At 68.9% G+C, this 25,749-nt stretch carries 26 protein-coding genes and 1 pseudogene; 12 read left to right on the top strand and 15 right to left on the bottom strand.

What is annotated here, in order from left to right; translation table 11 throughout:
• Nucleotides 1–168: 168 nt before the first annotated feature.
• A complete protein-coding gene (locus tag P0W64_RS19760) occupies nt 169–384 on the bottom strand; it encodes a PspC domain-containing protein (protein WP_275481891.1) in 216 nt (71 codons plus the stop codon).
• Between the two features lie 76 nt (nt 385–460).
• Here P0W64_RS19760 and P0W64_RS19755 point away from each other — a divergent pair, with 76 nt between their 5' ends.
• Entirely contained in the window at nt 461–880 is a 420-nt protein-coding gene (locus P0W64_RS19755; RefSeq protein WP_275481890.1) for a PaaI family thioesterase, read from the top strand.
• Here the strand turns inward: P0W64_RS19755 and P0W64_RS19750 are convergent.
• The gene (locus P0W64_RS19750; protein WP_275481889.1) at nt 877–2,100 is read right to left on the bottom strand and encodes an MFS transporter; all 1,224 of its coding nucleotides are present in this window, start codon (nt 2,098–2,100) and stop codon (nt 877–879) included. The two genes, P0W64_RS19755 and P0W64_RS19750, sit on opposite strands and share 4 nt — an antisense overlap.
• A 147-nt stretch (nt 2,101–2,247) precedes the next feature.
• On the opposite strand from P0W64_RS19750, the gene P0W64_RS19745 reads away from it, so the two are divergent.
• Genes P0W64_RS19745 through P0W64_RS19720 form a run of 6 tightly spaced genes read left to right on the top strand, consistent with a single transcriptional unit; the run spans nt 2,248 to nt 6,657 of the window.
• Complete coding sequence (locus P0W64_RS19745; RefSeq protein ID WP_275481888.1) at nt 2,248–2,550, top strand: urease subunit gamma; 303 nt, start codon at nt 2,248–2,250, stop codon at nt 2,548–2,550.
• An 11-nt stretch (nt 2,551–2,561) separates the two neighbouring features.
• A complete protein-coding gene (locus P0W64_RS19740) occupies nt 2,562–2,888 on the top strand; it encodes an urease subunit beta (protein ID WP_275481887.1) in 327 nt (108 codons plus the stop codon).
• Nucleotides 2,885–4,606 carry an urease subunit alpha gene (locus P0W64_RS19735; protein WP_275481886.1) on the top strand — a complete coding sequence of 574 codons (1,722 nt, stop codon included), beginning with the start codon at nt 2,885–2,887 and terminating at the stop codon, nt 4,604–4,606. Before P0W64_RS19740 ends, P0W64_RS19735 begins: the two co-directional genes overlap by 4 nt.
• A gap of 8 nt (nt 4,607–4,614) precedes the next feature.
• Nucleotides 4,615–5,244: an urease accessory UreF family protein gene (locus P0W64_RS19730; protein WP_275481894.1), complete on the top strand. Its 630-nt coding sequence runs from the start codon at nt 4,615–4,617 to the stop codon at nt 5,242–5,244.
• Between the two features lie 22 nt (nt 5,245–5,266).
• Nucleotides 5,267–5,980 carry an urease accessory protein UreG gene (gene ureG, locus P0W64_RS19725; protein WP_275481885.1) on the top strand — a complete coding sequence of 238 codons (714 nt, stop codon included), beginning with the start codon at nt 5,267–5,269 and terminating at the stop codon, nt 5,978–5,980.
• A complete protein-coding gene (locus P0W64_RS19720; RefSeq protein WP_275481884.1) occupies nt 5,977–6,657 on the top strand; it encodes an urease accessory protein UreD in 681 nt (226 codons plus the stop codon). The genes ureG and P0W64_RS19720 overlap by 4 nt, the downstream gene beginning before the upstream one ends.
• On the opposite strand, the gene P0W64_RS19715 is transcribed toward P0W64_RS19720, so the two are convergent.
• From P0W64_RS19715 to P0W64_RS19695, 5 genes are all read right to left on the bottom strand, one after another.
• On the bottom strand, nt 6,631–7,743 hold the full coding sequence (locus tag P0W64_RS19715; RefSeq protein ID WP_275481883.1) for a HoxN/HupN/NixA family nickel/cobalt transporter: 1,113 nt from the start codon (nt 7,741–7,743) through the stop codon (nt 6,631–6,633). The two genes, P0W64_RS19720 and P0W64_RS19715, sit on opposite strands and share 27 nt — an antisense overlap.
• Before the next feature lie 18 nt (nt 7,744–7,761).
• The gene (locus tag P0W64_RS19710; RefSeq protein WP_275481882.1) at nt 7,762–9,480 is read right to left on the bottom strand and encodes a hypothetical protein; all 1,719 of its coding nucleotides are present in this window, start codon (nt 9,478–9,480) and stop codon (nt 7,762–7,764) included.
• Nucleotides 9,481–9,567: 87 nt separating this feature from the next.
• Complete coding sequence (locus tag P0W64_RS19705; RefSeq protein WP_275481881.1) at nt 9,568–11,424, bottom strand: ATP-binding cassette domain-containing protein; 1,857 nt, start codon at nt 11,422–11,424, stop codon at nt 9,568–9,570.
• Between the two features lie 7 nt (nt 11,425–11,431).
• The gene (locus P0W64_RS19700; RefSeq protein WP_275481880.1) at nt 11,432–12,673 is read right to left on the bottom strand and encodes a 3-oxoacyl-[acyl-carrier-protein] synthase III C-terminal domain-containing protein; all 1,242 of its coding nucleotides are present in this window, start codon (nt 12,671–12,673) and stop codon (nt 11,432–11,434) included.
• Between the two features lie 33 nt (nt 12,674–12,706).
• Nucleotides 12,707–14,125: a cytochrome b5 domain-containing protein gene (locus P0W64_RS19695; RefSeq protein ID WP_275481893.1), complete on the bottom strand. Its 1,419-nt coding sequence runs from the start codon at nt 14,123–14,125 to the stop codon at nt 12,707–12,709.
• A gap of 335 nt (nt 14,126–14,460) precedes the next feature.
• On the opposite strand from P0W64_RS19695, the gene P0W64_RS19690 reads away from it, so the two are divergent.
• Complete coding sequence (locus tag P0W64_RS19690) at nt 14,461–15,297, top strand: LppX_LprAFG lipoprotein (protein WP_275481879.1); 837 nt, start codon at nt 14,461–14,463, stop codon at nt 15,295–15,297.
• Nucleotides 15,298–15,401: 104 nt separating this feature from the next.
• Here the strand turns inward: P0W64_RS19690 and P0W64_RS19685 are convergent, their stop codons facing one another.
• A complete protein-coding gene (locus P0W64_RS19685) occupies nt 15,402–16,838 on the bottom strand; it encodes an NAD(P)/FAD-dependent oxidoreductase (RefSeq protein WP_275481878.1) in 1,437 nt (478 codons plus the stop codon).
• A 109-nt stretch (nt 16,839–16,947) separates the two neighbouring features.
• The gene (locus P0W64_RS19680) at nt 16,948–17,517 is read right to left on the bottom strand and encodes a CGNR zinc finger domain-containing protein (protein ID WP_275481877.1); all 570 of its coding nucleotides are present in this window, start codon (nt 17,515–17,517) and stop codon (nt 16,948–16,950) included.
• On the opposite strand from P0W64_RS19680, the pseudogene P0W64_RS19675 reads away from it, so the two are divergent.
• Nucleotides 17,503–18,474: pseudogene (locus tag P0W64_RS19675) on the top strand (DMT family transporter); the annotation flags it as partial. The gene P0W64_RS19680 and the pseudogene P0W64_RS19675 overlap by 15 nt on opposite strands.
• Nucleotides 18,475–18,487: 13 nt before the next feature.
• Here P0W64_RS19675 and P0W64_RS19670 read toward each other — a convergent pair.
• On the bottom strand, nt 18,488–19,192 hold the full coding sequence (locus P0W64_RS19670; RefSeq protein WP_275481876.1) for a GNAT family N-acetyltransferase: 705 nt from the start codon (nt 19,190–19,192) through the stop codon (nt 18,488–18,490).
• Nucleotides 19,193–19,353: 161 nt separating this feature from the next.
• On the opposite strand from P0W64_RS19670, the gene P0W64_RS19665 reads away from it, so the two are divergent.
• Entirely contained in the window at nt 19,354–20,238 is an 885-nt protein-coding gene (locus P0W64_RS19665; protein WP_275481875.1) for a hypothetical protein, read from the top strand.
• Between the two features lie 209 nt (nt 20,239–20,447).
• On the top strand, nt 20,448–21,215 hold the full coding sequence (locus P0W64_RS19660) for a PadR family transcriptional regulator (RefSeq protein ID WP_275481874.1): 768 nt from the start codon (nt 20,448–20,450) through the stop codon (nt 21,213–21,215).
• 8 nt (nt 21,216–21,223) lie between these two features.
• Here the strand turns inward: P0W64_RS19660 and P0W64_RS19655 are convergent, their stop codons facing one another.
• From P0W64_RS19655 to modA, 3 genes are read right to left on the bottom strand one after another with little or no spacing between them, the layout of a single operon-like run.
• On the bottom strand, nt 21,224–22,165 hold the full coding sequence (locus P0W64_RS19655; protein WP_275481892.1) for an ABC transporter ATP-binding protein: 942 nt from the start codon (nt 22,163–22,165) through the stop codon (nt 21,224–21,226).
• 26 nt (nt 22,166–22,191) lie between these two features.
• Nucleotides 22,192–22,968 (bottom strand): ABC transporter permease, encoded by a 777-nt coding sequence (locus tag P0W64_RS19650; protein WP_275481873.1) that lies wholly within the window; start codon nt 22,966–22,968, stop codon nt 22,192–22,194.
• Complete coding sequence (gene modA, locus P0W64_RS19645; protein ID WP_275481872.1) at nt 22,965–23,774, bottom strand: molybdate ABC transporter substrate-binding protein; 810 nt, start codon at nt 23,772–23,774, stop codon at nt 22,965–22,967. The genes P0W64_RS19650 and modA overlap by 4 nt, the downstream gene beginning before the upstream one ends.
• Before the next feature lie 112 nt (nt 23,775–23,886).
• Here modA and P0W64_RS19640 point away from each other — a divergent pair, with 112 nt between their 5' ends.
• Nucleotides 23,887–24,324 carry a thioesterase family protein gene (locus P0W64_RS19640; RefSeq protein WP_275481871.1) on the top strand — a complete coding sequence of 146 codons (438 nt, stop codon included), beginning with the start codon at nt 23,887–23,889 and terminating at the stop codon, nt 24,322–24,324.
• Here the strand turns inward: P0W64_RS19640 and P0W64_RS19635 are convergent, their stop codons facing one another.
• Both P0W64_RS19635 and P0W64_RS19630 read right to left on the bottom strand, forming a co-directional pair.
• Nucleotides 24,325–25,215 (bottom strand): DMT family transporter, encoded by an 891-nt coding sequence (locus P0W64_RS19635; protein WP_275481870.1) that lies wholly within the window; start codon nt 25,213–25,215, stop codon nt 24,325–24,327.
• The gene (locus P0W64_RS19630) at nt 25,212–25,730 is read right to left on the bottom strand and encodes a DUF1990 domain-containing protein (RefSeq protein ID WP_275481869.1); all 519 of its coding nucleotides are present in this window, start codon (nt 25,728–25,730) and stop codon (nt 25,212–25,214) included. The genes P0W64_RS19635 and P0W64_RS19630 overlap by 4 nt, the downstream gene beginning before the upstream one ends.
• Between the last annotated feature and the right edge of the window lie 19 nt (nt 25,731–25,749).

The following is a 25,749-nucleotide window of genomic DNA, read 5'->3' as shown; positions in this document are numbered from 1 at the left end:
CTCCGGCCAGCACGGCGACGCGGTGCCGTCGCTCGCCGCCGGGGCCAAGTTTGGGGGGCAACCCCCCCCCCCACCCCGCCCCCCCCCCGACTCCTTCGGGAGAGCAGGAGGGCCGGTTCCGGATGTCACACCCGGAACCGGCCCTTCGTCTGTGTCGGTCGGACCGCTTCAGTCCTTCGGCATGATGATCCACAGCAGTATGTAGAGCAGGAACTGCGGGCCCGGTAGCAGGATCGAGACCACCGCCAGGACTCGGACGAGAGCCGGGCTCACGCCGAAGTAGCGGGCGGTGCCGGAGCACACACCGCCCAGCCACCTGTCGCTGGTGTCGCGGGTGAAGCGTCGGGGTGTGGGGGTGCCGGTGTTCGGGTACGTGTTGCTCATGCCTGCCATCGTGGCCCCTGACGGTGCCGTCGGCATCGGGGTCAACCCCCATTCGGGCCCGGATTATGGTTGGGCGATGAGCGATCAGAACCTGCAGGAGCAGATCCAGTCCAACGAGCTCAAGGGCTTCGACGTCGTGCTAGGTCTGCGCTACACCGCAGCGTCGCCCGACTCCGTCACCGCCGAGTTCACCCTGCGACCAGAACTGCACCAGCCGTGGGGGATCACGCACGGTGGCGTCTACTGCTCGGTGATCGAGTCGGTGGCCAGCGTGTCTGGGCAGCTCTGGATAGGGTCGAGGGGTATCGCCGGGCACGTCGTCGGGGTGAACAACAACACCGACTTCCTGCGCGCGGTGTCCGAGGGCGAGCTCACGGCCGTGTCGACCCCGATCCACCGCGGTCGTCGACAGCAGTTGTGGCTCGTCGAGATCACGGGCGCCGACGGTAAGACCGTCGCCCGCGGCCAGGTCCGGCTGCAGAACATCGAAGACTAGGGGTGCCGTACCGGCGATCGAGGCTCGGAGCTCCCGGCTCGGATCCGCCGTTGCAGGAGAAGATTCGCGGCCAGCGTCAGTGTCATCACCGCGGCCGTGGCTACGAAGACCGCGCGCACACCCCAGGTTCCGCCGACCTCGGCACCGAGCACCGGCCCCGCGATCTGGCCGATGTAGCTCGCGGACACGTTCAGGCCCAGTACGCGCCCGACGCGGTCCGACGGGGTGTGTTGCCGGATCGCCGCCGCGACCGCAGGGGTGAGGCCGGCCAGGGCGACGCCCTGTGCCAAGCGTAGGGCGCACAGAGCCCATGGCGCGCCCGCGCCGGCCTGCGCGAGGAGGAGCAGGGCTCCCGCGCCCAGGCTCGCCGCGATCACCGTCGGCGCGCCTCGCGCGTCGGTCACGCGACCGAGTAGCGGTGCCGCCGCGACGCTGCCCGCGGCCGACAGCGCCATGGCGACTCCCGCCCACGTCGCGGCGCGCGTGCCGCCTCCGAGGGCGCCCATGTACACCGTGATGATCGGCTCGGCCGACATGAGGGCGAACATGAGCATCGTCGATGTGACCAGCAGGAGTGGAACACCTGCGGGCAGGCGGCGCCCGGGATACGCCTCCGCATGGCCGGTGGCGGTGCCGGAGTCCGGGACGTTGCGGACGAAGGCCGCGGTTGCGAGGAACGCCACGAAGATCGCCGCTCCCGACGCGATGAATGTCGGCCCCGTGCCGATCATCGCCGGCAGCGTGCCGCCGATGAGTGGCCCCGCGACGGATCCCGCCAGGATGCCGGACGAAAGCACTCCGAGCGCCCAGCCGCGCCTCTCCTCGGGCGCCTGCGCCGCTACGAGGATGGTTGCGCCAGAGGAATATCCACCCATCAGCCCGGTCAGTAGCCGCAGCGCAACGAGTTGCCAGACCGAGTGGGACAGGCCGATGAGCGGCGTCACCACCGCCATGCCCAGGCTGGCGCGCAGCAGCATCGAACGCCGTCCGTAGCGGTCGCCGAGGGCGCCCCACAGGGGTGCCGTCAGCGCCGCCGTGAGGAACGTCGCACTGTATGCGTAGCCGGACCAGCGCAGCACCTCTGCGTCCGAGTACACCCCCAGTGTCCGCACGAAATCGGGTAGGAGCGGAACGAGCATCGTCATCGCGACGAGGGTCGTGAACGACCCGAATGCGCACACCGCCAAGTTGATCCGCCACCCGCTGCCATCCCGTTGCATTGCACCAGTGAAACATGCCGTTCCTGATATGTGGACTCGGCGTCTCAATATATGGACATCGAGTCCGTTCAGCGGATGCGCGCCCTACGTGGCACTATGAGCTCGCGCGGTCTGCAGGCCAGGCCGCACAGCACAGCAGGAGGCCCGATGCATCTCTCCCCGCACGAGCAGGAACGTCTGCTCCTGTCGTATGCGGCGGAGCTGGCTCGGCGCCGCAGGGCGCGGGGGCTGCGGCTCAACCATCCCGAGGCCGTCGCGATCGTCACGGACCACGTGCTGGAAGGCGCACGTGACGGACGCACCGTGGCCGAGCTCATGGCCTCCGGGCGTGAGGTGCTCACGCGCGACGACGTCATGGACGGCATCCCCGAGATGCTGCACGACGTGCAGGTCGAGGCCACCTTCCCGGACGGCACGAAGCTCGTCACCGTCCACCATCCGATCCCCTGAGCGAGGCGCGAATGATCCCCGGAGAAGTTCTCGTCGACGACGGCGTGATCGAGCTGAACACCGGCCGCCCCAAGACGACGGTGCATGTGGTCAACGGTGGCGATCGGCCCGTGCAGGTCGGCTCGCACGTCCATTTCCCGCAGGCCAATGGTGCGCTGCGGTTCGACCGCGCTGCGGCCCACGGGCTGCGGCTCGACATCCCCGCCGGCACCGCGGTGCGGTTCGAACCCGGAATCGGACAGGACGTGTCACTCGTGCCGATCGCCGGCGCGCGCGAGGTATACGGGATCTCGTTGGATCCGCCCGGGCGGCTCGACGGGGAGGCGGCGTCCACATGAGCGAGATCTCGCGCCGACGCTACGAGCAGATGTTCGGCCCCACCACCGGCGACCGCATCCGGCTCGCCGACACGGAGCTCTTCATCGAGGTCGAGCGCGACCTCTCGGGCGGCCCCGGCCTTGCGGGCGACGAAGCGGTCTTCGGTGGAGGCAAGGTACTCCGCGAATCGATGGGGCAGGGTCGAGCGACCCGCGCCGAAGGCGCCCCCGACACCGTGATCACCGGCGCCGTCGTTCTGGACCACTGGGGGATCGTCAAGGCGGACATCGGGATCCGCGATGGTCGTATCGTCGCGCTGGGCAAGGCGGGCAACCCGGACACGATGGACGGCGTGCACCCGGATCTCGTGGTCGGTCCCTCGACCGAGGTGATCGCGGGCAACGGCCGGATCGTCACGGCGGGTGCGATCGACTGCCATGTGCACTTCATCTGCCCTCAGGTCATCCCGGAGGCGCTCGGTGGCGGCATCACGACCCTTATCGGTGGAGGCACCGGCCCGGCGGAGGGAAGCAAGGCGACGACGGTGACCCCCGGCGCCTGGCACCTGGCCCGGATGCTCGAGGCGCTGGACTCCTGGCCCGTCAACGTGGCGCTCCTCGGCAAGGGCAACACCGTGAGTGCCGATGCGATGCGCGAGCAGGCCCGTAGCGGCGCAGCGGGTTTCAAACTGCATGAGGACTGGGGCGCGACCCCTGCCGCGATCGACGCGTGCCTGCGGGTGTGCGACGAGACGGGCGTGCAGGCTGCGCTGCACACCGACACCCTCAACGAGGCGGGCTTCGTGGAGGACACGGTCGGCGCGATCGCCGGCCGGAGCATCCACAGCTACCACACCGAGGGCGCCGGTGGCGGCCACGCACCGGACATCATCACCGTCGCGTCCCTGCCGAACGTCCTGCCCAGCTCGACGAACCCGACGAGGCCCCACACCGTCAACACGCTCGACGAGCACCTCGACATGCTCATGGTGTGCCATCATCTCTCGGCCTCGATCCCGGAGGACCTCGCGTTCGCCGAGTCCCGGATCCGTCCCTCCACCATCGCGGCCGAGGACGTCCTGCACGACCTCGGCGCGATCTCGATGATCGGTTCCGATGCGCAGGCCATGGGGCGAGTGGGTGAGGTAGTGATGCGCACGTGGCAGACGGCGCACGCCATGAAGCTCCGTCGGGGGACCCTGCCCGGGGACGGCCGCGCCGACAACCTCCGAGCACGGCGGTACGTCGCCAAATACACGATCTGCCCGGCGGTCGCGCATGGTCTCGACGGTGAGGTCGGCTCGGTCGAGGTGGGCAAGCTGGCGGATCTCGTCCTGTGGGAGCCCGCGTTCTTCGGCGTCCGGCCGCACGCGGTGCTCAAGGGTGGGGCGATCGCGTGGGCGCAGATGGGCGATGCCAATGCTTCGATCCCGACGCCCCAGCCCGTCCTGCCGCGGCCGATGTTCGGTGCGTCGGCGCCGGTGGCGGCTGCCACCAGCGTTCACTTCGTCGCCCCGGGTGCGGCCGATGCCGGCCTCGGCGACCGAATCGATGTGCGGCGCAGGCTGGTTCCTGTCCGCGATACGCGCAGTCTGGGCAAGGCGGACATGCCACTCAACGACGCGTGCCCGGACATCCGCGTCGACCCCGATACGTTCACGGTGCGCATCGATGGCGAGGTGTGGGACTCGGCGCCCGTGGCCGAGCTGCCGATGGCGCAGCGCTACTTCCTGTTCTGATGGACGAGTTGCGGCTGGCCGGCCTTCTCACCCTGGCGGATTCGCGATTGCCGGTGGGTGGGCACGTGCACTCGGGCGGGATGGAGGAGGCGATCGTCTCCGGTCTCGTCCGGGACGTCCCCGGGGTCGGTGCGTACCTGGAGCGGAGAGTGCGCACCGTCGGGCTCGTCACCGGCTCGATCGCGGCGGCGGTGTGCGCGGGGCGCCTGACGCCCACCCGTGCGGATATCGAGACGAGCGCGCGGACGCCGTCGCCGGCGGCTCGCGAGGCATCCCGCATACAGGGGCGCGGTTACCTGCGATTCGGCCGCCGCGCATGGCCGGACGAAGATCTCGGATGGGCCGAGAGGCCACACGCCGCAACGGTTCTCGGGGTCGTGGCCCGTCTGGCCGGGGTATCGCCGAACGGCGCCGCGCTGGTAGCCGGGTACACCGCGATGACGGGCGCGGCGACCGCCGCCCAGCGCCTGCTCGCCCTGGATCCCGCGGATGTCGCGGTGCTGACGATGAAGCTTGCGACAGAGTGTGAGATCGTCGCCGCCTCGGCGGTCACGGGCCTCGCGGACCTGTCCGACCCCCTCCAGGACGTCCTCGCCGAACGCCACCTGCTGCGGGACAACCCCCTGTTCGTATCCTGAAACACCATGGAAGGGAGGGCGTATGCCCCCGCATCTGATCGACGGCAAGCCGCACACCCACGATCCCGACAGGCCCAAGCGGACCCGGATGCCGGGGGAGGCGCTGCGTGTCGGAATAGGTGGCCCGGTCGGCGTCGGTAAAACGCACCTCGTCGCCGCGGTCTGCCGTGCGCTCCAGGCGGACCTGTCGATCGCCGTTCTGACCAACGACATCTACACCGAGGAGGATGCGGACTTCCTGCGCCGCAATGCGATCCTGCCGGACGAGCGGATCGCCGCCGTGCGCACCGGCGGCTGCCCGCACACGGCGATCCGTGACGACATCACCGCCAATCTCGACGCCATCGAGGACCTGACCGCGCGGAACCCCGGTCTGGACCTCGTCCTCCTCGAGTCCGGCGGCGACAACCTCACGGCCACATTCAGTTCCGGCCTCATAGACGTGCAGATCTTCGTTCTGGACGTCGCCGGGGGAGACAAGGTGCCGCGTAAAGGTGGCCCGGGGGTCACGTACTCGGACCTGTTGGTGATCAACAAGACCGATCTCGCGCCGCTGGTAGGTGCGGACGTCCAGGTGATGATCGACGATGCCGGGAAGGTACGTGACGGGCGACCGACGGTGACGGTCTCCCTAGTGGAGGACGACCTTGCGGGTCCGGTGACCGCGTGGATCCGGGAGCAGCTTGCTCACGTGCGTGCGCACGAGGCCGGGCAGCCGCACGTGGATCCCGGGTGATCACACGGGTCCGGATCGAGGCCTACCCCGGCCGACGACCGTCGCTCGCCGCCGAGGGGGGATTGGCCGCTCGCCTGACCGGGGCGGACCGGGTACACCTGGTGTCGGCCGCGGCGACGCCGGTGGGCGACGACGAGATCACCGTCGATGTGACCGTGCACGCGGGCGCGGTGCTCGAGCTGACGACGGTGGCGGCCACCGTCGTCTACCCGGGGCGCACCTCGGGTCGCTCGACGACGCGCTGGCTGCTCACCGTCGGCGACGGCGCGCGGTTGGATCTCGCACCCGAACCCACCATCGTGGCCGGAGGTGCAGCACATATGAATTCGACGGAGTTGGACCTGGAGCCCGGCGGTTCCGCGCGGGTCGTCGAGCGCGTGCAGCTCGGGCGCCTGGGCGAGCCCGGTGGAACGTGGAGCGGGCGCCTGGCCGTCGATCTCGGAGGCATGCCCCACCTGCGGCACACCGTCGAACTCGCGCAGGGAGCCGCCGTGCCGGACAGGGCGCTCCTGAGCGCATACGAATTCCCCGGTACGGCGGTTCCGCTCGCTTCGATACCGCCGTCGTACGCCGCGGCGGTGCTGCCGCTCGAGCGCGGTGGATCGCTCACGACGGTGACCGGCCACCGCGTGGCCGACCTCGGCGACGAACTACTCCTCGCGCGAGCCTCGCTCTGACGGTGGCGCCCACCGTTCACGGATCCCGGCGAAGCGCCACACGAGCACGGCGCTCACCCACGTCGTGACGAACAGCCCGACGATGAGATAGCCCAGCACGTTCAGGTCGAGGCCCGCCACGGCGTCCCAGAACGGCCCGGACCAGCCGAACTCCTCCGCGAGTAGCGCCAACACCTCGACGGTGCCCACCGCGAGCGCGACCGCGATCGACAGACCGGTCACGACGAGGTTGTAGTAGACCTTGCGGACCGGATCGGCGAACGCCCAGCCGTAGGCGAAGTTCATGAAGGTGCCGTCGATGCTGTCGAACAGGCTCATGCCGGCCGCGAACAGGATCGGCAGGCACAGCACGGCGTACCACGGCAGACCGGCGGCCGCGCCGGTCCCGGCGAGCACGAGCAGCGCGACCTCGGTGGCGGTGTCGAAGCCGAGGCCGAACAGCAGGCCGAGCGGATACATCTGCCACGGCCGGGTGATGGCCCCGGTGAATCTGCCGAGCAGGCGGTTGACGAGACCGCGCTGCGCGAGACGTGCCTCGAGCTCGGCCTCGTCGTACGTGCCGCGGCGCAGGTCGCGCAGGACCCGGAGGATCCCCGCGAGGACCGCGATGTTGAGCGCGGCGATGAGGTAGAGGAAGCCGCCCGAAACCGACGTGCCGACGAGTCCCGTGACGCGGTGCAGAGCCGATGCGTCGTCCTCGACCGGACCGGCCAGGGTGCGCACCCCCGCGGCGAGGAGGACCGCGAGGGCGAACACCACCGTCGAATGGCCGAGTGAGAACCAGAATCCGACGGTGACGGGGCGACGCCCCTCGGCCATCAGCTTCCGGGTGGTGTTGTCGATGGCGGCGATGTGGTCGGCGTCGAATGCATGCCGCATGCCCAAGGTATAGGCGGTGAGCCCGACCCCCACGCCGAGCGTCTGCTGCCCCAGGCTGAGGTGCTCGGGTGCGACGACGAATACCAGTGTGCCCCAACCGAGCAGGTGTAGCAGTGCGATCACCGCTGTCATACCGCCGACACCGGCCCAACCCGCCGGGGTGAGTGCCGCCGTGAGGCGTCGCTGGGCGGGTTGGGCCGGCATCATCGGAGCGATGGCTGAGTCCTAGGTCGTCTCGGGCAGGATGTGCTCCCCGGTCCGGTCGGTGGAGAGGGCGAGGGAGCTGATGTACAGCGTCTCACCTTCGGGCCCGCGCTGCGCGGACGCGATCATATCTGGGCGTTCGAACTCGATGCCCGTGACGTGACACAGCAGTGTGTCGCCGGAGGGGTTGCCGTGCTCGTCGAACATCGGCAGATCGATGCCGTCATCGGCACGGCGTAGGTAGTACCTGCCGCGCGTCGCGATCGCGATCACGGGCGGCAACACCAGCGCGAGAACGAGGGCGACGATCGGGGAGTAGGGCTGGATCGCGTCCCCGAACACGTTGAAGTACACGAGGATAGAGGCTCCGGCCGCGACGATCAGTGACACGAATCCCACCGGATTGACGGCGTACAGCATGCCGCGCCGGAACTCGGGAACCTTGGGCGACAGCTTCAGCAGATACTTGTTGATCGCGATATCCGATGCGACGGCGACGATCCACGCGATGCCGCAGTTCGCATAGAAGTTCAGCAGGTTGTTGAGGAAGCTGAACATATCGGCCTCCATCAACACGATGGCGATCGCGACGTTGAGCACCAGGAAAACGAGCCGGCCGGGGTAGGTCTTGGTGACGCGCGTGAAGCTGTTGGTCCATGCCAGCGACCCGGAGTACGCGTTGGTCACGTTGATCTTGATCTGGCTGATGACGACGAGGGCCACGGCCAGGGTGAGTGCGAGCCAGTGCGGGACGAAGTCCTGGTAGATCTCGAGGAATTGGTGCACGGGCTGGTTGGCGATCCCGGCATTGTCGGCGGCTTGCGCGATGAGGTAGACGGCGAGGAACAGGCCGACGATCTGCTTGATCGCACCGAAGACGACCCAACCCGGGCCCGCGGTGAGTACGGCTATCCACCACTTGCGGCTGTTCTCGGGCGTGCGGGGTGGCATGAACCGGAGGTAGTCGATCTGCTCTGCGATCTGGGCGATGAGAGACAGGCACACGCCTGCCGCGAGCATCGTCCCGGCGAACGAGACGCCGTGGCCCGCAGGCGATCCGTCGGGGTTGCTGCCCGAGTATGCGAAGAAGTCGCCGATGGCGCTGGGGTGTGTGATCAGCAGGTAGGCGAAGGGGAGCACCATCATCACCAGCCACAGCGGGGTTGTCCACACCTGCAGTTTCGCGAGCGTGTTCATCCCGTAGATCACGAGCGGGATGACCAGTACCGAGGACACCAGATACCCGAGCCAGAGCGGGATCTTCAGGCCGAGCTGCAGCCCCTGCGCCATGATCGAACCTTCGAGCGCGAAGAAGATGAACGTGAACGACGCGAAGATCACGTTGGTGACGACGGAGCCGTAGTAGCCGAAACCCGAACCGCGAGTGATGAGGTCGAGGTCGATGTTGTAGCGCGCCGCGTAGTAGGCGAGCGGCAGACCGGTCAGCACGACGACGATCGCGAAGAAGGCGATGCCGAGCAGAGCGTTCCCGGTTCCGTTCGCGATGCCGATGTTCGCGCCGATCGCGAAGTCGGCGAGGTAGGCGATGCCGCCCAGCGCGGACGTCGCGACGACCGCGGGCCCCCACTTGCGGTAGCTGCGCGGCGCGAACCGGAGCGTGTAGTCCTCGAGCGTCTCGCGGGCGGCCGCCGCGGCGGCGCCCGAGCGGCGTGACGGAGATGCGTCGGTGGTCTGCGAGGCGGGTGTCCCGCCCGGGACCGAGTCGATTGTCGGTGGCATGCGAGGACGGTAGGAGCCCCGGTTGTCGCGGGCGCTACCCCGGTGTTGCGGCGCTGTTTCGCGCGGTTACAGCATGGCTGTGCCCGTTCAGACCGTGGCGACGCCCTCCACGACCCGGCCGAGGTCGAGCTTGATCAGGCGGTCGGCGCGGTCGAAGTAGCGGTCGTCGTGGGTGATCACGATGACCGTCTTGCCTCGGGCACGCAGGTCGGAGAGTATGCTGCCGTAGAACAGGTCGCGGAAGTGCGGGTCCTGATCCGCGGCCCACTCGTCGAAGAGATATACCGGCCGGTCCTCCAGCAACGCGGTCAGCAGCGCCAGTCGCTTGCGTTGCCCCTGGGACAGCGCGATGGTGGACAGGCGGCCGTCCGAGACAGTCACCTTGTGTGACAACTGGAGGTGATCGAGCAGCGTGCGCACCTCGTCGTCGATGCCCGGGCGGTCCATGCCGAGGTAGTCCTCGAACAGGTGGAAGTCCGTGAAGACCGCTGCGGTGTGCTGCCGGAACCACTCGACGTTGTGCCGGCCGATCTCCTCGCCGTTCAACCGCACCGAGCCGGCGTCCGGAGCGTAGAGGCCGGTGATGAGCTTCGCCAGCGTGGACTTGCCGCTGCCGTTACCACCCACGATGAACGTCACATGCCCGGGTTCGAACGCCAGGTCGACGGGGCCCAGATGGAAGCCCTGCCCGCCGTCGGGCGGGAACGGGGGATGGGGAGGCAGCGGATGGCCCGTCGGCGGCTGATGACGGCCTCGCCCGCGGCGGCGCGGTGCCGGCCGGCGGCCCGGACCGAAGTCCACGCCGTTGACGTCGGGATGCTCACCGTCTCCGCCCAGGGGGTGCGGCCCGGGAGTCCCGGCACCGTCGGGTCCGGGAGGAGGAGGAGGAGGCATACCCGGCGCCCCGGGGGCACCCGGCATTCCGGGCCCCTCCGGCGGGTACGTGTAGCCGACTCCCACGAGCTCGATCCGCGCGGGCGACATCACGGGTCGGTCGTCATAGGGCAGGTCGGACTCGTCGTGCGCGACCTCCATCGACAGGCTGAGCGACCGGATCTTGGCGAGAGCCACGTCGCCGCGTAGCAGATCGGGTATGCGATGCATGATGTTCTGCATGGGCATGGCGAGGAACGTCGTGATGAGGACGTAGCCCACCATCGTCTCGCGCGGCATGTGGATGATGAGCGCCAACCCGAACAGGATGAAGGCCATCGTCGCCAGCTGGAAAAGCTGTCCGAATCCCTGTGCGAACGCGAATTGTGAACCGGCGTCGACGTTCTGGTCCCGCAGTTTGCGCGCCGTGCCGAGCAGGTGCCGATCCATGAAGTCCGCGCGGCGGCCGCGGTGCAGTTTGAGCTCCTTGATGCCCGAGCCGACAGCGGTGAACGCGTGCAGCAGAGCATCCTCGTTCTCGCGGGCGGATCGGAAGAGTCGCCGCACGCGCGACAGGATCGTCTCCACGCACGCGATAGTGATGAGTGTCGATCCGACGGTGATGGTGAAGACCACGCCCGACACGATCGCGAGGTATACAAGGCATCCGACGATCGTGGCGGCGTCGATGCACATCATCGGGATCGCGGTCGCGGCCTGTGACAACGACCGCACATCCTCGGTCAGCGTCGCGATCAGCCGGTGCAAACCGAGGCGCTCGAGGTGCTGCAGCGGGGCGGCTACGATGCGCTCGCTGAGCCCGGCCCGGAAGCGGTACACCGCGTTCTGGGCCAGGCGCATCAGTATCACCTGCGACACGAGGCCGCCGACCAGGACGATGAGACCGGTGACTATGAACTGCTGCGGTGCCCCCGGGCGCGGCTGCGGCCCGACGGAGCTGTTGATGAGCGTCACGAGATACGCGTTCGCGGCGCCGCACAGCAGGCCGGCGACGATCGCGCCGACTATGCCGGCCCACGAGACGGTGAACAGATACCTCAGAAGTCGCATGGCCGTGTCACTCTCGTACCAGGTCGAACAGGACGCCCTCGAGGGTGACGCCCGGTGCGAACGAGAAGGCCACCCCTGTGAGGGGGCCGCTACCGCCGGACGTCGCGGCCCGCCGCGCCATCTCCTGTAGGACGAATATCAGCGAGACACTGAGCATGTTGCCGTACTCGGCCAGGATGTCCCAGCTGACGTCGGCGACCGACGGATGGAGGCCGAGTGAGAGTGCGGACTGGTCGATGATCTTCGGGCCGCCGGGGTGGATCGCCCACAGGTCGATGTCGTCGGCCGAGAGATCCTGCCCGGCAAGCAACTCCGCGACCACGGGCGCGACGCCGCGCCGGATGTACTGCGGCAACGACTCGGCCAGCTCGCAGGTGATCCCATCGTCGTTCACGCCGAGCACGATGCCGTCCTCCGCATCATCGAACAGATGGGAGAAGCTCTGTCGCAACACGATCCGTCCCGCGGGCAGCTGGTGCTGCACCTCGGAAGCCCCGACGACCAGGGCGCCGCAACCATCGCCGAACAAGCTGTGTGTGATGATCTCGTCGGCCCGCACGTCGCGCACCCCGTCACCCCGCTGCCCGCCGCCGAACACCGCGTTGACACTGCTCAGCTCGAGGCAGACCACGAGGGCCTTGCGGTCGGGGTGCGCGCGAACGTAGTCGGACGCGGTCTGCACGCCGTTCATCGCGGCCGCGCAGCCCATGAAGTTGACGACCACGCGGTTCACGGTACGAGGCAGGCCGAGCCGCTGGACGATCGCGACGTCGACGCCGGGCGCGACGAAGCCCGTGCTCGTGACGAACACGAGTAGGCCCACGTCGGCTGCCCGGACGCCGGCATCGGCGATCGCCCGCCCGGCGACGTCGACTGCCAGCGGCGTCGCGTGCTCCATGTAGAGACGCATCCGCTCGCGGATGGTGGCGGGTCGCCGCCCGAACTCCTCGAACTCGGGCGAGGTCGGGTCGATGGCGAGATGCCGACGCAGGACCCGTGTCTTCGCGTAGACGCGGGGAATGCGTGCGCGTTGCTGAGGGTCGTCGAAGAGGGCGGCGACGCGCGCCGCAGCATCGGCCTGTTCGATCACCTGCTCGGGAGCACCGGTCGCGATGCCCTCGACGACCGCGACGCTCGTCGGTGGCGCGGGCGGCAGCGGCGACTGCGCGGGCTGGAGGCGGGTGGCTGTGCCGGGGCGCTTGCCGCGACGGGCCGAGCTGCCCCCGTCGGTTACGACGGTGACGGTCATGATGGTTGTCCTTGTCTGGGAGCGGGGTGCGGGTCAGACGGTGCCGATGCCCGTGAACCCCTTGACGGTGTAGTCCGCGCAGGTGCGCAGTGCGGAGGGGGAGAAGTGCTCGCGCCAGAAGCCGAGGCCCTGTTCCTGGGCCGGGCGCGAGGGAGCGAGGAGATAGGTGGCGACCTGTTTAGGCAACCTGTCTGCGAAGAAGCTCTTGGCGGGCAGCCATTCGACGCCGAATTTCGCCGCCTCCTCGCGGATCACGTCCTCGCTGGCGATGTTCGCGAACCCGCTGCGCTGGAAGGGGAGTACATGGTGGGCGCGGTGGCTGGAGAGCCCTGCCGAGAGGAAGCAGTCGACGTAGCGGTTACCGACGACCTTGAGGTCGTATGCCTGCTCCAGTTGGTTGACGGCCCAGTCGTCGGTGTTCACTTCGATCTCCTCGGTCTCCACCTCGAAGTCGTGGCTCGCCACGACCAGGAAGGTCGATACCCAGAGGGTCACGACGAACTGCAGGGCCCAGGCCCAGAAGTCGCCCATCACGAGGAACAGCACCATCTCGCCCAGCAGCAGGAAGCGGGTCCCGAAGGCCCCGATGAAGTGGGGCAGACCGCCGCGCCAGGAGCCGTACATGTCGGCCATGCCGACCTTGCGGGTCAGCTTGCAGATCTCCAGCATCCGCACGAACATGCCGGTCACCGTGTGGCCGAACTTGTGCAGAGTGTGCACCGGTACCCGGAAGCCGCGCGGCAGATCCATCATGAAGGTGAAGACGTTCTTCTTGATGTCCACCTCGCTCTGGGTATGCGGATGGTGCAGCAGTGCGTGCCCGTCGGCGGTCACGAAACTCAGTGCGACGTAGTTGAAGTCGAACGCGTTTACGAAATACTTGTTCGCGCCCTTCTGCGCCCGGTGGATGGCGTAGTGGCCGAAGCCGGCGAGGGAGCTCCGCAGCACGACCATCAGGATCACGAACGCCCACAGGGGCATCCAACTGCGCTCGAAGAGACGGAGCCCCTCGACGGCGAAGTATGCGACCAGCAGCAGGGCGGCGACCACGTCGAACAGCCGGTCCATCCGCTTGAGGCGCGCGGCGAGCGCCGGCTCCTTGAGCCGCCCCTTGATCTGGTGCAGAAGGTCGTTGCGGTCGGTGAAGTCGTAATGCGGAGTGTCGCGCCAGCTGTCGAACCCCTCGGTGAAGAGGAAGTCCGGAGCATTGTTCTTGGGGTGGACGTCCTCGACGACCGCGTCCCGGCCGAGGGAGTAGCGCTCGAGCATCCGCTCGATCTTCTCGGGGTCGCGATGGTAGGAGCCGATGATCGACGTGATGTCGCGGTTCTTGGTGCGCCCGATGAAGAACTCGCCGCCCGGATGCTTGGAGATCCAGTCGCTGAGGTCGTAGGCCTTGCCGTTGTACACCCAGACGTTGGAGAGCCGCGGCCCGCCGTCGGGCCCGGGCATCCGGCCGAGATCGTGCTCCGCCGGCACCTCGGCGTCGCCGTCGCCCACGGCGACGGGATCAGAGGGCGTGGCGGGATCCGGCTGCGGCGGAAGGACTTCCCCCGGTGCCGGCACCGCCTCGTCGGCGGGTGAATGGTCGATGGACATGGCGACATCCTCCGCTGGTCGGCTAGCCCTCGACTGAACAATCGCCAAATGGTACGTGGCTTGTAACAGGCTGTGACCGATTGATCTTATATTTTCGAAATTGATCGGAACCGTTGCCAATGTACAGTCGGTGCCCAGCCAAGCGGATTACTACTGAAACGCTGGTGGGGCGGGCTACAGTCGCCGTCATGAATGCCCATCTCCGCGGTTCCACCGCACGTATCCGCTCCGGACTGCTGCCTGTCGTCGCCGTCGTCTCCGTGTCCGCCGCGCTGGTCGCGGGCTGTTCCAGTGGCAATGGCGGAGGTGTCGCCACCAACGCGCCGACGGCTGGCTCCGCCGCGTCGTCCGAGACCATCCCGCCCGCCCAAGACTCCGCGACGGGCTCGGTCCCGCCCACCGTCGCTGCGACCGATGCCGCGGCGGTGCTGACCGAAGCCGCGAAGGTCACGCAGATGATGCACTCCGTGCACATCGTCATGAAGGTGGACAAGAACGTTCAGGGCGTGCCCCTGCAGAGCCTGACCGGCGACGTCACCAACCAGCCGTCGGTCGCCGCGCAGGGTGAGGGCAGCTTCCGGATCGACGAGAAGTACGTCAGCGCCAAGTTCGTCGTGATCGACGGCAATCTGTACGCGCAGCTCGCGGGCGCCGCGTACAAGAACTTCGGCCCCGCCAAGAGTGTCTACGACCCGGCGGTCATCCTCAACAAGGATCTCGGCCTCGGTCACCTGCTCGGAGCCGTCAAGAGCCCCAAGTCCGCCGGCAGCGAGTCACTTGCGGGAACCCAGACCATCAAGATCACGGGCACCGTCGACTCCGCAGTCGTCGACAAGATCATCCCGAGCAAGTCGCCGACCGGTGCTCAGAACACGTCGGGCGACCTGCCCATCACCGTCTGGCTATCCGAGAAGGCCCCGCACAACCTGGTGCAGGCCGAGATCACCATGGGCTCCGGCAAGGTGACCATCCAGAGCAGTGACTGGGAGAAGAAGGTCTCCATCTCCAAGCCCGCGACCTCGTAACGCCGCGGATCGCCGACGCGAAGGCCGCCCACCGGATCAGGTGGGCGGCCTCTCGCTTTCGCCGTCCGCCGCTCAGCCTGCGGTGCCGTCTGTCGGCGGGACGGTCAGCTGGCCTTCTCGTCGGCCTTCTCGTCCGACTTCTTCGGCAGCGCCTTGCGGGGAGAGCTCGTCTGTACGGGCGGGATCGCTACGGAGCTGCGCCCGCTGGATTCGATCTCCTGCAGGGCATCCAGCGCCGAACGTGCGTAGACCTGCTGCTCGGTCACCGTCATCTGGCCGCGCTTGTTGGTCAGGAAGGTGATGGCCCACGACAGGAGGGTGACGACGCGGTTCTGGTAGCCGACGATGTACCAGAGGTGCAGGCCGAGCCACATCAGCCAGGCGATGAACCCGCCGAACTCGAACTTCCCGACCTTCGCGACGGCGCTGGCTCGGGACACCGTGGCCATCGAGCCCTTGTCGAAGTACTTGAACGGCTTGCGTTCGGTCGCCTGCTGGCCCTTGAGCCCGGCCTTGATGGCCTTGGCCGCATAGGTCGAGCCCTGGATGGCGCCCTGCGCCATGCCCGGCACACCGTCGACGGCCATCATGTCGCCGACCACGAAGACGTTCGGGTTGCCGGGGATCGTCAGGTCCGGCAGCACCTTGACGCGGCCTGCGCGGTCCAACTCGGCGCCGGACTGGTCGGCGAGGGTCTTGCCGAGCTTCGATGCGGCGACTCCCGCCGACCACACCTTGCACTGCGCTTCGATGCGGCGCTCGGTGCCGTCCTTCTCCTTGACCGTGAGCCCGTCGGCGTCGACGCCGGTGACCATCGCGTCGAGCTGGATCTCCACGCCCATCCGGGTGAGGCGATCGGCGGCCATCTTGCCGAGCTTCGGACCCATCGGGGGGAGAACGGCCGGGGCTGCATCGAGCAGGATGACGCGGGCCTCGGTGGCGTCGATGTTGCGGAAGGCGCCCTTGAGGGTGTTGTCCGACATCTCCGCGATCTGCCCGGCGAGCTCCACGCCTGTGGGGCCGGCACCGATCACAACGAAGGTGAGGAGACGCTGCCGCTCCTCGTGGTCGTTCGACAGCTCGGCCTGCTCGAACGCGCCCAGAATACGGCCGCGCAGCTCGAGGGCATCATCGATGGTCTTCATTCCCGGCGCGAACTCGGCGAACTGGTCGTTGCCGAAGTACGACTGGTCGGCCCCCGCGGCGACGATGAGACTGTCGAACGGTGTGACGGTGGTGCGTTCGAGCAACTGCGACGTGACGGTGCGGTTCTCGAGATCGATATCGGAGACCTCGCCGAGCAGGACCTGCGCGTTGCGCTGCTTCCGGAGGATGACGCGGGTCGGGGGAGCGATCTCGCCTTCGGAGAGGATGCCCGTGGTGACCTGGTACAGCAGCGGCTGGAACAGGTGGTGGGTGGTCTTGGCGATCATGGTCACGTCGACGTCGGCGTTCTTGAGCGCCTTCGTTCCGAAGAGGCCGCCGAACCCCGAACCGATGACGACCACCCTGTGGCGGCCGGATCCGTCGTTGAAACTCATCTGATCACATGCTCCTGCACTAGTCTCGATTCCTCTCGGTGGTCCGCGCCGACACACCGCCCTGCCCTACGGTAGTCGTCCCCAGGCGCCGCGTCGCGCGGCGTGGTGGCTACCCGTCAGCGGCGTCGTCGTGGCGCAGCGCACGTCGCTCGCGGTACGCGGCCACGTGTGTCCGATTGGCGCAGTTGCCCGTCGAACAGAACCGTCGTGAACGATTGCGGGTCAGGTCTACGAGGACGTGGTCGCAGCCGTCTGCAGCGCAGGTCTTGAGCCGGTCGACGTTGGCGCTGCGCACCAGGTCGACGAGTGCCATCGCCATCTCTGTGCGCAGGCGCACCGTGATCGGGGCGTGGTCGTCGACGAAGTGCAGGTGCCAGTCGAACTTGCCGTGCTTGACCAGGTGCGGTTGCTGCGGCGTGTCGGCCAGTAGCTCGTTGACGAGTGTCGCCACCGTGGGGGTGTCGGGCGCGGCCCAGACCGCGGCGAGGCGCTCGCGCAGTTCGTGCACGGAGTCCAGGTCCGCTTCGACGGCGTCGCGCCAGCCTGTCATGTGGTGGCGCCGGAAGAACGCGCGGAGCTCGGTGCCCGAGTCGAGGAGGTCCCCAGCATCGCCGCGCGCGCTGTTCAGCAACTCCGCGGCCATGACCAGGGACGGCTCCGTGTCATGGGAGAAATCCATTTGACTCCTTACGAGAGTTCTCTATATCGTCATGAGTGTAATCGAGTTAGAACATGTCGTGCGCTGGTCGGAGGTTTGGTTAGGAAGGGGATTGCTGTCGCGCTGGTGTCGGGCGCGGCGTTCGCCATGTCGGGTCCGTTCGGCAAACCGCTCATCGAGGCCGGCTGGTCACCCGGCGCGGTGGTGCTTACGCGTCTGTGGATCGCATCGCTCGTGACCTTGGTTCCGATGCTCGTCTTCGCCCGAGACCGCCTCGCGACCCTGCGCTCAGCGCCGCGCAGCGTGATCGCATACGGATTGGTCGCGGTGCTGGCGACCAATCTCTCGTACTTCTATGCGGTCAGCCGGATGTCGGTCACCGTCGCCCTCCTCATCGAGTTCTCTGCTCCCGTCGTGGTCATCGGCTACCTGTGGATGCGGTTCGGGCGGCGCCCTTCTGTGCTCACCACGGCGGGCGCAGTGGTGGCGATCGCGGGGCTGGCCCTCGTCGTCGGGGCGTCGGACGGCGGGGCGCGGGTGACGCCCGGGGGCGTGGCGTGGGCGCTGCTCGCACTCGTCGGCTGTGCCGGCTACTTCCTTCTCGCACACGACGGTTCGGACGGCGACGAGGCCCCAGAGGCGGATCAGATGGCGCTCGCGGTCGGCGGCATGACCGTCGGGGCGATCGCACTCACCGCGCTGTGGGCCGTGGGTGCGGTGCCTGTCCGCATCCATGCGGTCGACGTGCACATGGGTCACCTTGGAACGGTGCCCTGGTGGGTGCCGGCGGTCGTCGTGGGCGCGGTCGCGACCGGACTCGCATACGTCGCGGGCATCGTCGCCATCAACATGGTCGGCCCGACACTGGCGTCGTTCCTCGCGTTCAGTGAGGTGCTGATGGCAACGGTCGCGGCGTGGTTCCTGCTGGGCGAGTCGCTTGCCCCGGCACAGTTCGGCGGGGCCGTCCTCATCATGGCGGGGGTCATGGCGGTCAAGCGGGGCGAGCGGCGTGCCGTCCCTGTCCCGGGCGACGCCCCCGTGCCAGCTCCTCCAAGGCGCGGTCGAGCAACTCTGCGGAGGCGACCTGATCCGCGGGATCGGCAACCTGTCGGCTGAGTCGCGGCGGAAGTGGGCGGCGGGCGGGTGTTCCCGCCCATCCGCCGCTGCGCCGGGTCAGCCATGTCTCGCGATCGATCTCGTACTCGAGCCGCGCGAAGGGGCGTAGGTCCAGCCCGTCGGGAGCTGTGGCGTCGGCTATCGGTGGCGCCGCAACATCTTCCGCAAGGGACTCCCAGTCGTGCATCGCGACCTCGACCTGGCGCATACCGAGCGTCTCCAGCACGTGCCGCGACGCGGCGTTCGAGAGCGCCGTGTGCGCATATACGCGCAGCGTGCCGGTCACGGCGAATGCGTGGCCGACGAGGCTCGCGGCGGCCTCGGTGGCGAATCCCCTGCGCCGGAAAGGGGCGGCGACGGCGTAGCTCAGCTCGAGGCCGCCCGCACCGATGCTGTGTCGTGACGCGCGCAGGGAGATCCGGCCCAGGGTGCGTCGCAGGTGCCGGTCGACGATGGTGAACCGGCCGTCGGTCGACGCCGGGCAAAGCCACAGGCGGGCGCTCTCGACGCTCGTGCACAGGGCCCGGTACGGGTCCACTGACGCCGCGGCCGGGGGCTGCGTCGGGCAGGGGCTCGTCACGCGGCGCCTTTCGTCGTCGTGGTGGACTCACGTGAGCAGTCGCATCGGAGGCCCGGCTGCTCGAGGGAACCGTCAGCCTAACCCGCGTCCACACCGATCCGGTGGTGCTTCACGCGGGTGTCGCGGACGGGGGTGCGAGGGCGACTGCCATACTTGCTCGCGTGAGTTACCGAATTGCCCTAGCGACGGCGGCCGCATATCCGGACCTCGACGACGATGGCCGACTGGTCCTCGACGCGCTGCGCGCGGCCGGCCACACGGCCGAGCCGGTGGTGTGGGACGACGCCTCTATCGAGTGGGAGGACTACGACGCCGTCGTGCTGCGCGGCACGTGGGACTACTCGCGGCGATACGACGACTTCCTCGGCTGGATGTGGAAGATCAAGGACAAGGCACTGGCCCTCAATCAGGAGCCCCTCGTGCGTTACTACGCGGACAAGCGCTACCTGCGCGACTACGAGTCCGAGGGTGTCGACATCGTTCCGACTCAGTTCGTCACCGTCCACGACCCCACACTCGAGCACGACTACCTGGGTGTCGAGCACATCGTGCGGCCGTCGATCAGCGGCGGCCTGCTCGAGGCCCGGCGCTTCGGTCCCGGTGACGCCGAGGCGAGCAAGGCCGAGCTGGAGAAGATCAAGGCGGCGGGGAAGACGGCGATGATCTCGCCGTACGTCGAGTCCGACCTCGAGCGTTCGGGCGTGTCGCTCATCTACCTGGACGGCGAGTTCAGTCATGCGGTGGCCCGATCCCTGCACATCGCACCGGACTCGGACCCGTCCGACGAACTGCGGCCCGGCGAGGACGTGGTCGACATCGAGCCGACCGAGGGGGAGCGCAGGCTCGCCGATTTCGCGCTCTCCCGCGGCGTGACCGAGTCTCCGCTGTACGCGCGCGTCGACCTGATCCGCACGCCGAAGGACGCCCCGTGGCTCATCGAGGTGCAACTGGTCGAGCCCGTGTTGTTCCTGGGACGCGTTCCGGGATTGGCAGAGAAGTTCGCGGGCCAGATCGTGGCCAGGATCGAGAAGGCCGCGAACGCCTGACCCCCGGCCCGAGTCGAACGGCCCCGTCACCGCTGGTGACGGGGCCGTCTGCGTTCCGGGCACGGCCCCCGATGTCGAACCGTCCAAGCAGGACATGTCACGGCGCCTTGCAATCGACACGATCGCGATATATCGTGAGTGCATCAGTAAGAAACCGGCGCTCCCGGGACAACCCCGAGCGAGCCGCCCTACACGAGAGGAGTGCCACCATGGCACCGCACATGATGAATCACGAGTTCGGCCGCGACGACGACTTCGGTGGAAGGGGACGTGGCCGCGGCCGGCGCGCGTTCCGCAATCCGGGATTCCCCGGCGGCCCGGGCTTCGGTCCCGGCTTCGGGCCGGGACGTCCCGGCGGCCGTCCCGGCCCGGGCGGACGCCCAGGGCCCGACGGAGAATTCGGCGCCGACTTCCGCGGTGGGTTCCCCGGGCCGTTCGGCCCCGGCGGACCGGGACGCGGCCGGGGGCGCGGTCGCGGCCGCCGCGGGGTCCAGCGCGGAGATGTCCGCGTCGCGGTCCTGCAACTGCTCGCAGCCGAGCCGATGCACGGCTATCAGATCGTCCAGTCCATCGAGGAGCGCACGGCCGGAGGCTGGAAGCCCAGCCCCGGCGCGATCTACCCGACGCTCAGCCAGCTCGAGGACGAAGGCCTGATCACCATCAGTCGCGATCAGGGGCGCAAGGTCGCCACGCTGACCGACGCGGGCCGCGAATACGTCGCCGAACAGCTCGGGGACGTGAACCCCTTCGCGGTGTTCGAGGGCGGCGCGGATCAACGCGACCATCTTCGCGAGACCGTGCGCGAGCTAGCCGAGGTCACGCGGCGCGTCGCCCGCAACGGTGACGCCGACCAGATCACCGCGGTGGACGAGCTGCTCGGGGATACGGTGCGCAGCATCTACCTGCTGCTCGCCAACGCCGATCGGACCCCTGCGGCCGCGGCCGAGGAGCCGACGGACGAGGCCGACGAGGCATGAGGCCCGAATCACCGCCGGGCGGCGTCTCGGACTCGCGCGGGATCCGGTAGCGCGGACACCGCCTGCCCCGCCGCCAGCTCGGCGTAGCGCTCCAGCGGAAGGTCCGCCGTCAGCGACGACGGCGGACCTTCCGTCGTCTCGACGGTCGCGCGACAACGTCCGGCGAGCAGCGTCACATCGGTGATGCGTGCGGGCGTGCCGCCCGTGCCGGGCGCGTCGAGATCGAGCGCATCGGGTGGGAACACGATCGCCCCCGCGTCGGTCGGCAGGTAGTTGAGCCCCGTCAGCTGCGCAACGAATCGTGTTGCAGGCGTGAGCAATGCCTCGCGGGCCGGGCGGTGGTCGACGAGCGCTCCTTCGTGCAGGACGGCGACGGTGTCGGCGAGTGCCAGTACGTCGGTCGCGTCATGCGTGACCAGAACCGTCGTGCGCTCGGCGAGCACGTGGCGCAGTACCGACCGCGCGTCGGCGGCCGCGGCGACATCGAGTGCCGCCATGGGCTCGTCCAGCAGTAGCACGTCCGGCTCGGCGGCGAGGGCCCGCGCGATCGCGATCCGCTGGGCCTGGCCGCCGCTCAGCTCGTGTGGCCTGCGGTGCCCGAGAGACGCGCCGTCGACTGCATCGAGCCAGTGCTCCGCGGCCGCGCGGGCCTTCGCCCGCGAGCGCCCTGCGCTGCGCGGCGCGAACTCCACGTTGGCGCGTACCGACAGGTGCGGGAACAGGCGCGTGCGCTGCCCCAGCAGGGCGACCCGCCGGCGGTGGGGCGGCACCCAGACTCCGTCGCCGAATACGGTTCGGCCCCCGATGGCCACCGTGCCGTCGTCGGGGCGTAGCAAGCCGGCGATCGCCTGCACGAGAGTCGATTTGCCGGCGCCGTTGCGGCCCACGACGGCCGTGGTGTCTCCGGCGGCGACAGCGAGCGTCACGGCGACGCCGCGGTCGGCGCGCACGACGTGTGCCTCGAGATCCGTGTCGCTCACCGCCACGAGCGTCTCCCTGTCCCGTAGACCGAGGCGACGATCACCGCGGCGACCGCGACCAGTAGCAGTGACAGTGCGACCGCGGTCTGCGGATCGGTCTCGTTGGCCAGGTAGATCTGCAGCGGCAGGGTGCGCGTCGTGCCCGCCAGAGAGCCGGCGAACGTCAGCGTCGCGCCGAACTCGCCCAGCGCACGTGCGAATGTGAGCACCAGCCCCGACGCGACCGGGGGCAGCATGAGAGGCAGGGTGATCCGGCGGAAGACGGTGCTCGGGCGCGCGCCGAGAGTCGCAGCCGTCTGCTCGTGGCCCGTCCCGAGCGTCCGTACCCCGCCCTCCACGGACAGCACGAGGAAGGGGAGCGATACGAAGGCCTGGGCCAGTACCACCGCCACTGTCGAGAACGCGATGTGGCCGCCGAGCCCGCCGATCTGCCCCACCAGTCCGCGCCGGCCGAACGTGTACAACAGCGCGATGCCGCCGACGACCGGTGGCAGCACGAGCGGCAGCAGCACCAGCGGCCGTGCCAGCTGTACGGCTCGTCGGCGCGACCGCGCGAGGACCAGGCCCATGGGCACGCCGACGACGGCGCACAACACCGTCGCCGCAAGCGACGTCTCGAGCGACAACCACAGTGCGGTACGTGCGTCGGAGGAGGTGACGAGGGAGCCGAATTCGCCCCAGTGGACTTCGCTCACGATCCCGGCCAGCGGCAGAACGACGAACAGGAAGCCGAGGGCCACCGGCAGCCACAGCCACCTGGGCACGGTGCTCATGGTTTGCTGAAACCGGCTGCGGCGAGCTCCTTCTGGCCGTCGGTGCCGAGCACGAAGTCGACGAACTGCTGCGCGGCGGCCGCGCTCTTCGACTCCTTGAGAGTCGCGATCGGGTACGTGTTGACGGCTTTCGCCGCTTCCGGGAAGTCGACGGCGGTGACTGCGTCGCCCGCGCCCTTCGCATCGGTCGTATAGACGAGGCCGGCGTCGGCCTGACCTGTGCGCACCTTGGTGAGGACGCTCGTGACCGAATCCTCTTCACTGACGGGATGCAACATGATGCCGGTGGCCTTCTCGACCTTCTCGGTCGCGGAGCCGCACGGCACGGGAACGGCGCACACGACTACGGATACGTCGGGCCGCGCGAGGTCCGCGAAGCTCTGCACGCCCGCGGGGTTGCCTTTGGGCGTGGCGATCGTCAGCGTGTTGCTCGCGAAGTTCTTCGGATCGCCCGCGAGGAGGGCCTGGCCTCGCGCCTTCTCCATGTTGGCGGTGTCGGCGCTTGCGAACACGTCCGCGGGCGCCCCCTGGGAGAGCTGGGTGACGAGGCTCGACGATCCGCCGAAGGAGAACTTGACCGTGACCTGCGGATGCGCTGCCGTGAACTCCTTGCCCAGCGTCTCGAACGTCTTCTGCAGGCTCGCCGCGGCGAACACCGTCAGCGTGGCCGGACCGGCCGTACCGGATCCGGCCGCCGCACCCGATGAGGAGCCGGCGCTGTCGGTGGAACCCGAGGAACAGGCGGCGAGCGCCGTGGCCACGGCCACGGCGCCGGCGGTGACGGCGACGGCATGGGGGAGTCTCATGGAGTCGAAGCCTACGACCAGCCACGGGCTTCCGCGCGGGATGCGGCGTAGGCAGGCGGCGACACCCGGGCCGGTTCGAAGGTCCTCGTACCGGACTGCCAGAATCGTCCGCATGCCTAAGAAGACGGTCGAGATCCAGATGCGCTGGTCGGACATGGACCTGAACGCACACGTGAACAACGTGCTGTTCCTGCGCTACTTGGAGGAGGCGCGGATCCGCTTCATGACGGACGTTTGGCAGGCCCAGACCGGTGACGTCGCCGTGCTCGTCGCGCATCAGGAGATCGACTATGTGCGCCCGCTCGTGTACGCCCTCGAACCCGCGCGCTTCGACATCTGGATCAGCGACATCGGCACCTCGCGCTACACGTTCGGATACGAGGTGTTCGACCCCGCGGGGAACCTGTGCGCACGCGCCGAATCCACCCTGGTCAGCATCGACCCCCGGACCCAGCGCGCCACGCCGATCCCGGACGATGTCCGGACGGAGCTCGAGGCCCACCTGGGCGAGCCCGTCGCCCTGCACCGCAGGACGTCCGGCAGAGGCTGACTACACCCGCTCCGACACCGGAGCACCTGTCCGCCGCGCGAGCTCGATCGCCGATGCGATGGTCGCGACGACCGCGACGAGGACCGCGAACCCGCGTGCGCCGGTCAGCGTCACCGACTCGTCGAGCACCACGGCACCCAGCACCGCGGCGCCCACGGGCTCCGCGACCGTGATCGCGGGCAGCGACGACGCGATCGGGGCGAGCTGGAAGGCCCGCTGCTGCAGGTACATCGCGCCGAGGCCGCAGGCCACCAACAGGTACAACCGCCAGTCGGTGAACAGGCGCAGCGTGTTGGGGACGAAGTCGCGCTCCTCATAGGAGACGAGCAGCGGCTTCGTGAGCACCGTCGTGATCGCGAACAGGAGACCTCCCGCGACGCCGAAGGACAGCGCGCGCAGCGGTGTCTGCACACGCGGTGTCGAGCCGACGATGCACGCTATCGCTGCCACGATCCCGACGGCGACCAGCGGCCACAGCCAGATTCGGCCGGGCTTGTCGCCTACCCCCTCGGTGGGGTTGCCGGCCACCAGGAACACCGCGAGGGCTACGGCGAGGACGCCCGCCAGCGCCCACGTGGTGCGGCCGATCCGCGCGTGGTTCATGACCGCGGAGATAGGCAGCGCGAACAGCAGCGTGGTGACGACGAGCGGCTGCACTACGAGGACTGATCCGACGCCCAGCGCGGCGGCCTGGAAGACGTAACCGCCCACGTCGCCGCCGATACCCAGCCACCATCGTGGCTGCCGGAGCAACTCGCCCATGAGCGAGCTGCCCTCGGTGACCTGCTCCGCCTCGTTCTGCTGCATCGCGGACCCGAGGGCGAACAGGAACGCCGCGATCACGGCGAGCACGATCGACAGGGCCAGCGACGTGACGTGACCTCCCGTCACAGCCCGGCCTCCACCGCGGCGAGGTAGCGCCTCGCGTACACCCGCTGCAGGGCGCGGGCCACTGGCGCCCCGAGCCACACCAGCGGGTTCCCGGGGCGCGAGAACGCGTAGACGAAGGCCACGACGTCGTCGCCGCGGAGTTCGACGCCGAAGAATTCCTCGCCGCGCTCGGGATGGCCGGGGAGCGTGCCGTAGGCGAACCCGGCGAGCTCGGGCTCGTCCAGGACGTAGACCACACGTGCCGGGAACGCGGGCGCGAACGGCAGCAGCCGCAGCCGCAGGCCGGTTTCGGGCTGCGCAACCGGTGTCGTCGCGGACACTCGCATGCCGGCCCCGCGCTGCATCCCGTACTCCAGGATGAGCGTGCGCACGGCCGCGAAGTCGTCGCGTCCGCGCCCGACGGTGCGCTCGTGGCGCAACACGTCCCAGCCCCCGGGCGGCTTGCCGCCCGGGGCGGTCGAGCCGACGCCCGGATAGGTGAACGCGGCCGGTCCGCCACGCCGAAGAAGCCTCACGATGCGAACGGTACTCCCG

It is taken from the genome of Tsukamurella sp. 8F (assembly GCF_029167375.1).
In the GTDB taxonomy this organism is placed as follows: domain Bacteria; phylum Actinomycetota; class Actinomycetes; order Mycobacteriales; family Mycobacteriaceae; genus Tsukamurella.
This window is presented reverse-complemented; position numbering and strand designations above follow the sequence as displayed.

Coding starts and splice junctions, on each gene's coding strand:
- ureG (WP_275481885.1), top strand. CDS start 5,267: ATGCCCCCGCATCTGATCGACGGCAAGCCGCACACCCACGATCCCGAC.
- P0W64_RS19715 (WP_275481883.1), bottom strand. CDS start 7,743: ATGATGCCGGCCCAACCCGCCCAGCGACGCCTCACGGCGGCACTCACC.
- P0W64_RS19690 (WP_275481879.1), top strand. CDS start 14,461: ATGAATGCCCATCTCCGCGGTTCCACCGCACGTATCCGCTCCGGACTG.
- P0W64_RS19745 (WP_275481888.1), top strand. CDS start 2,248: ATGCATCTCTCCCCGCACGAGCAGGAACGTCTGCTCCTGTCGTATGCG.
- P0W64_RS19740 (WP_275481887.1), top strand. CDS start 2,562: ATGATCCCCGGAGAAGTTCTCGTCGACGACGGCGTGATCGAGCTGAAC.
- P0W64_RS19650 (WP_275481873.1), bottom strand. CDS start 22,968: ATGAGCACCGTGCCCAGGTGGCTGTGGCTGCCGGTGGCCCTCGGCTTC.
- P0W64_RS19640 (WP_275481871.1), top strand. CDS start 23,887: ATGCCTAAGAAGACGGTCGAGATCCAGATGCGCTGGTCGGACATGGAC.
- P0W64_RS19710 (WP_275481882.1), bottom strand. CDS start 9,480: ATGCCACCGACAATCGACTCGGTCCCGGGCGGGACACCCGCCTCGCAG.
- P0W64_RS19680 (WP_275481877.1), bottom strand. CDS start 17,517: ATGGATTTCTCCCATGACACGGAGCCGTCCCTGGTCATGGCCGCGGAG.
- P0W64_RS19755 (WP_275481890.1), top strand. CDS start 461: ATGAGCGATCAGAACCTGCAGGAGCAGATCCAGTCCAACGAGCTCAAG.
- P0W64_RS19660 (WP_275481874.1), top strand. CDS start 20,448: ATGGCACCGCACATGATGAATCACGAGTTCGGCCGCGACGACGACTTC.
- P0W64_RS19705 (WP_275481881.1), bottom strand. CDS start 11,424: ATGCGACTTCTGAGGTATCTGTTCACCGTCTCGTGGGCCGGCATAGTC.
- P0W64_RS19695 (WP_275481893.1), bottom strand. CDS start 14,125: ATGCCCGGGCCCGACGGCGGGCCGCGGCTCTCCAACGTCTGGGTGTAC.
- P0W64_RS19750 (WP_275481889.1), bottom strand. CDS start 2,100: ATGCAACGGGATGGCAGCGGGTGGCGGATCAACTTGGCGGTGTGCGCA.
- P0W64_RS19685 (WP_275481878.1), bottom strand. CDS start 16,838: ATGAGTTTCAACGACGGATCCGGCCGCCACAGGGTGGTCGTCATCGGT.
- P0W64_RS19700 (WP_275481880.1), bottom strand. CDS start 12,673: ATGACCGTCACCGTCGTAACCGACGGGGGCAGCTCGGCCCGTCGCGGC.
- P0W64_RS19760 (WP_275481891.1), bottom strand. CDS start 384: ATGAGCAACACGTACCCGAACACCGGCACCCCCACACCCCGACGCTTC.
- P0W64_RS19735 (WP_275481886.1), top strand. CDS start 2,885: ATGAGCGAGATCTCGCGCCGACGCTACGAGCAGATGTTCGGCCCCACC.
- modA (WP_275481872.1), bottom strand. CDS start 23,774: ATGAGACTCCCCCATGCCGTCGCCGTCACCGCCGGCGCCGTGGCCGTG.